This is a genomic window from Prosthecobacter sp., from assembly GCF_049294395.1.
In the GTDB taxonomy this organism is placed as follows: domain Bacteria; phylum Verrucomicrobiota; class Verrucomicrobiia; order Verrucomicrobiales; family Verrucomicrobiaceae; genus Prosthecobacter.
The window spans coordinates 1-5,088 of record NZ_JBAQCR010000440.1; the positions used below are offsets into that span (position 1 = coordinate 1).

5 protein-coding genes and 1 pseudogene are annotated in these 5,088 nt (G+C 62.4%); all 6 read left to right on the top strand.

The annotated features are described in order from the left end of the window. A partial coding sequence (locus tag WAW39_RS29990) for an erythromycin esterase family protein (RefSeq protein ID WP_422323413.1) occupies nucleotides 1–594 on the top strand: 594 nt, incomplete at its 5' end. Nucleotides 595–655: 61 nt separating this feature from the next. Further along, complete coding sequence (locus WAW39_RS29995) at nucleotides 656–1,975, top strand: universal stress protein (RefSeq protein WP_422323415.1); 1,320 nt, start codon at nucleotides 656–658, stop codon at nucleotides 1,973–1,975. 89 nt (nucleotides 1,976–2,064) lie between these two features. Then, nucleotides 2,065–2,211, top strand: a complete 147-nt coding sequence (locus tag WAW39_RS30000; protein WP_422323417.1) for a hypothetical protein — start codon at nucleotides 2,065–2,067, stop codon at nucleotides 2,209–2,211. After that, the gene (gene acsA, locus WAW39_RS30005) at nucleotides 2,208–3,962 is read left to right on the top strand and encodes an acetate--CoA ligase (RefSeq protein WP_422323419.1); all 1,755 of its coding nucleotides are present in this window, start codon (nucleotides 2,208–2,210) and stop codon (nucleotides 3,960–3,962) included. The genes WAW39_RS30000 and acsA overlap by 4 nt, the downstream gene beginning before the upstream one ends. 1 nt (nucleotide 3,963) lies before the next feature. Further along, nucleotides 3,964–4,944, top strand: coding sequence for a pyruvate dehydrogenase (acetyl-transferring) E1 component subunit alpha (gene pdhA / locus WAW39_RS30010; RefSeq protein WP_422323421.1), 981 nt, complete (start codon nucleotides 3,964–3,966; stop codon nucleotides 4,942–4,944). Beyond that, a pseudogene (locus WAW39_RS30015) lies at nucleotides 4,941–5,088 on the top strand (alpha-ketoacid dehydrogenase subunit beta); the annotation flags it as partial. The gene pdhA and the pseudogene WAW39_RS30015, both read left to right, overlap by 4 nt.

Genomic DNA, 5,088 nt, shown 5'->3' on the forward strand with positions numbered 1-5,088 from the left:
AGCGATGTCTCCTCCTGGAACCTGCGTGACAGCCACATGGTGGAGACTCTGGTGGAACTGGAGCGCCACCTGACCCGGAAAGGCAGGCCGCCCAAAATCGTGGTGTGGGCGCACAACTCCCACCTCGGGGATGCACGCGCCACCTCCATGGGGCATCGCGGGGAGTGGAACGTGGGCCAGCTCATGCGCCAGCGCTGCGCGGACAAGGCCGTTCTCGTGGGCTTCACCACGCATCACGGCACGGTCACCGCCAGTTCAGACTGGGGCGGCCAGGCGGAGCGGAAGCGCGTGCGCCCGGCCCTGCATGGCAGTTTTGAGGCGCTCTTTCATGAGGTCGGGCTCAAGCGCTTCCTGCTGCCGCTGCGCGGAAACAGCAGGCTCAAAGACGGCCTCAGCCAGCAGCTTCTGGAGCGTGCCATCGGCGTCATCTACCGCCCCGAAACGGAACTTCACAGCCATTACTTCCACACCCGGCTGCCGGACCAGTTTGATGCCGTTCTTCACTTCGACGAAACTCGTGCCGTGGAGCCGCTGGAGCGCACCGCCACATGGATGGCTGGTGAAGTTCCAGAAACATTCCCCTCCGGCGTTTGAGCCCCGCCACCCGCCTTCATCTTTTTTCCACCGCCTGTTCAACCTTCACTCACTCCATCCCATGCAAATTCTCTGTGCCACTGATTTTTCACCGTCCGCCATGGCCGCCGCAGACGTCGCTGCCGCACTCGCCAAAAAACTCCATATTCCTGTGCGGCTCGTACATGCTGCGCAGGAATACATCGTCATGGGCGATCTGCCTGTGGTCGTGCCGGATGACCGGCTGATACGTGAGGAGCTCAAGCAAGAAGCTGAGCGGCTGCGCGCCACCGGCATTCAGGTCACCGAGGAGCTGCGGCATGGCAGCGCCAGCTATGAGATCATCGACGCCGCTGCGGAGCAGTCGACGCAGTTGATCGTCCTGAGTTCGGTCGGCAGGAGCCTCGCCGGACGCCTGCTCATTGGCAGTGTGGCGGAACATGTCGCCGAAACCTCCTCCGTGCCCACCTTGGTGGTGCGCCAGGGGGAGCTTCTGCTGGACTGGCTCAAGGGAGACGCCGCGCTGCGCCTGCTCTGCGGCGTGGACTTCACCGCCTCCGCAGATGCCGCCATTCGCGCCGTGCAGACCTTGATCTCCATGGGCCAGGTGGAAGTGGAGGCCGCTTACGTGCACCCCACGGCGGATCCCATCGTCGGCAATGAGCCGCAGGACACCTGTCAGCGTGATGTCTGGGAGCGCCTGCATGGCATCCTCGGAGACATCCCGGTGAAGGTACATGTGCGCGAGGGCGCCGGTCAGCACGCGGCTGAATTCCTGAAGACGGCGGATGAACACAAGTCCGGCCTGCTCGTGGTGGGCACACATCAGCGTCATGGCCTGGCCCGTCTGAAGGGCCGCTCCTTCTCACGCAACGTGCTGGCTCATGCCGTGACAAACGTCCTCTGCGTGCCCGCAGTCGTCGCGGCACCGGACTCGCGCATTCCTTCGATCCATCGCGTGCTGCTGGCGACTGACTTCACGGAGATCTGCACCCATGCCCTGCGCCATGCCCACAGCCTGCTGCCTGCGGGCGGCGCGATCCATCTCGTGCATGTCTGTCATGAACCGACCAGCGGCGTCAATCCCGTCATCGCTTCTGAAGTGTACTTTGACCACAGCCTCATCACGGCTCAGGCAAAGAAGGAAGCACTGGAGAAGTTTGAGTCTCTGGCCGCCGACTTCCCGCAGGTGCCGGGTGTCACCATCACCACCGAAGTGCTGACTCACAGTGATTTTGCCACCGCCATCTGCGAGGCGGCGGAGCGCAAAGGAGCGGATGTCATCTGCATGGGAACCAAAGGCCACTCACGCGCCGGAGCCGCCCTGCTCGGCTCCACCGTGCAGGCCGTGATCGCCCTTGCGCACAAGCCCGTCTTTGTTGTCACGCCGCCGCTTGCATGATCCCCGCCATGTGCGCCCTTGTCACACGATCTGCCTCATCTTCGCCAACACAGGCTGAGCATGAAAGTGAATTCGTGGAATGCTGCACGATGAACTCGGGCAATGTCATTAAAGCCGCAGAATTCGCCGATACTTTTGACGGCTTCAGCATTGGCACTGATCGCGACAACGGAATCGTGGTGCCTGTTTTCAATGAACGCAATGCAGCGGTGGATAAGGAGAGGATGCAGCGATGAACTTCCCACCCATCACGAAAAACATTGCCTCATGGCAGGTCCGGCCATGCATGGTGGACTATGCGAAAACATGCGCCGAATTTTCATGGGACGCTGTCAGAGCTGAACTGGCAGGACTGCCGGACGGCGGCGGCCTGAACCTCGCCCATGAGGCGGTGGACCGTCATGCCAGCGGGCCGCGTGCCCGACATCTGGCGCTGCGCTGGCTCGGCAAGGACGGCAGCGTGCGTGACCTGACGTATGCGGACATGGCGCAGGGCTCGGCGCGGTTTGCGAATGTGCTGCGTTCTCTCGGTGTCGGGAAAGGCGAGCGGGTCTTCGCGCTCATGGGCCGTGTGCCGGAGTTGTATTTCGCCGCGCTGGGAACCCTGAAGAATGTGAGTGTGTTCTGTCCGCTGTTCTCGCAGTTCGGACCCGAACCGGTGTGGCAGAGACTGAGCCGTGGCGATGCGAAGGTGCTCGTGACCACCAAGGCCCTGTATGAAAAAAAGGTGAGCACCTTGCGCGAGCGTCTGCCCAAGCTGCAATTCATCCTGCTCGCGGATGCGGAGGATGATCTCGATGCCGGCGTGCGCTCCCTGCCCAAGCTCATGTCCGCCGCGAGCGATCAGTTTGTGATTTCACCAACCAGCCCCGAGGACATGGCGCTGCTACATTTCACCAGCGGCACCACCGGCATGCCCAAAGGCGCGGTGCATGTGCATCAGGCGGCGCTCACGCACTTCGCCACCGGGCGCTACGTGCTCGACCTCCATCCCGACGATGTGTTTTGGTGCACCGCCGACCCTGGCTGGGTGACCGGCACATCGTATGGCATCTTTGCACCGCTGCTGCATGGCGTGACGAATCTCGTCGATGAAGCCGACTTTGATGCCGAGCGCTGGTATCGACTGCTGCAGGATCAGAAGGTCACCGTCTGGTACACCGCCCCCACCGCCCTCCGCCGTCTCATGCGCATCCCCGGCGAACCGCGCACGCAGTACGATCTGAGTCATCTGCGCCTCATCCACAGCGTGGGCGAACCCCTGAACCCGGAAGCCGTCGTGTGGGGCCAGCAGGCGCTGGGTTTGCCAGTTCATGACAACTGGTGGCAGACGGAAACGGGAGGGATCATGATCGCGAACTATGCGGCCATGGACATCCGCCCCGGCTCCATGGGCAAACCGCTGCCAGGCATCGAGGCGGCCATCGTGAAGCATGACGAGCAGGGCCTTGAGGTGATTCAGGAAAGCAATGTGGAAGGCGAGCTCGCACTCAGGCCCGGCTGGCCTTCGATGTTCCGCGCCTACCTGCATGACGAAGCCCGCTATGCGAAGTGTTTTGTGGACGGCTGGTATCTCAGCGGGGATCTCGCCAAGCGTGACGCGGACGGCTACTTCTGGTTCGTCGGCCGTGCGGATGACATCATCAAGACTTCCGGTCACATGGTCGGTCCGTTTGAAGTGGAGAGCGCTCTCATGGAACATCCGGCGGTGGCGGAGGCTGGCGTCATTGGCAAGCCGGAACCGCTCATCGGCCAGCTCGTGAAGGCGTTTGTCGTGGTCAAGGCCGGACACGCGGCGGATGATGCGCTGTGCAATGAACTCATCGGCTTTGGCCGCAAACGCCTCGGCCCCGCTGTGGCCCCGAAGGAGATCGCCTTTGTCGAAAGCCTGCCAAAAACGCGCAGCGGCAAAATCATGCGCCGTCTGCTCAAGGCCCGCGAACTGGGCCTGCCGGAAGGCGATTTGTCCACCCTCGAAAACGACTGACATGAGCACTCCCCTGCCCGACCACGATCAAGCGCGCCGCCTGCTCTGGCAGATGGTACGCATCCGGATCTTCGAGGAAAAATGCGTTGAGATGTACAGCGCGCAGAAGATTCGCGGCTTCATGCATCTCTACATCGGGGAGGAGGCCATCGCCACAGGCGTCATCCACCAGCTCCTGCCAGAAGACAGCATTGTGGCCACTTACCGCGAGCATGGCCAGGCGCTGGTGCGCGGGGTGAGCGCGAACTCGATCATGGCGGAAATGTTCGGCAAGGTGGAAGGCTGCGCGCGTGGCCGCGGCGGCTCGATGCATCTGTTCGATGCGAAAACACGCTTCTGCGGCGGCAATGCCATCGTGGGCGGCGGCCTGCCCCTGGCCCTCGGCCTGGCGCTCGCGGACAAAATGCAAAATCGCAAGGCGGTCACCGTGTGCTTCTTCGGAGAAGGCGCCATGGCGGAGGGCGAGTTTCATGAGTCGCTGAATCTCGCCGGCCTGTGGCAGCTTCCCGTGCTCTTTGTCTGCGAAAACAACCTCTACGCCATGGGCACCGCGCTGCGCTACACGGAGTCGAAAACAGAGCTCGCAAGCAAGGGCGATGCTTACGGCGTCGCCAATGCGGTCGTCGATGGCATGGACTTGCTCGCTGTGGACGAAGCCGCGCGCAAGGCGATCACCGCCACGCGCACGGGTAAACCCTTCCTGCTCGAATGCCGCACCTACCGCTTTCGCGCGCACTCCATGTTCGATGCCGAGCTGTATCGCTCCAAGGACGAAGTGGCTGAATGGAAGAAGCGTGACCCCATCCCGCTTTTTTTCGAGGCAATGAAGGCGGCGAAGGTGCTCAGCGATGCAGATCTGCAGGCGGTGGAGGCCGAGGCAGCCAAAGAGGTCGATGCATCCGTCGCCTTTGCCGAGGCGGGAACCTGGGAGCCGGTCAGTGATCTGACCCGCTTTGTTTATTCGGAGGGGGCCGCATCATGAACGCGAACGATCAACCGAAGAAGATGACGTATCGTGATGCCGTGCGCGAGGGCATCCGCAGCGCGCTGCTGAAGGATTCGCGCGTGTTTCTGATGGGCGAGGATGTGGGGCACTACGGTGGTTGTTTTGCCGTGAGCCGCGGTT

Bases quoted from the DNA above. Each gene is read 5' to 3' on its own strand.
- WAW39_RS30000 (WP_422323417.1), top strand. From the start codon at position 2,065: ATGAACTCGGGCAATGTCATTAAAGCCGCAGAATTCGCCGATACTTTT.
- acsA (WP_422323419.1), top strand. From the start codon at position 2,208: ATGAACTTCCCACCCATCACGAAAAACATTGCCTCATGGCAGGTCCGG.
- WAW39_RS29995 (WP_422323415.1), top strand. From the start codon at position 656: ATGCAAATTCTCTGTGCCACTGATTTTTCACCGTCCGCCATGGCCGCC.
- pdhA (WP_422323421.1), top strand. From the start codon at position 3,964: ATGAGCACTCCCCTGCCCGACCACGATCAAGCGCGCCGCCTGCTCTGG.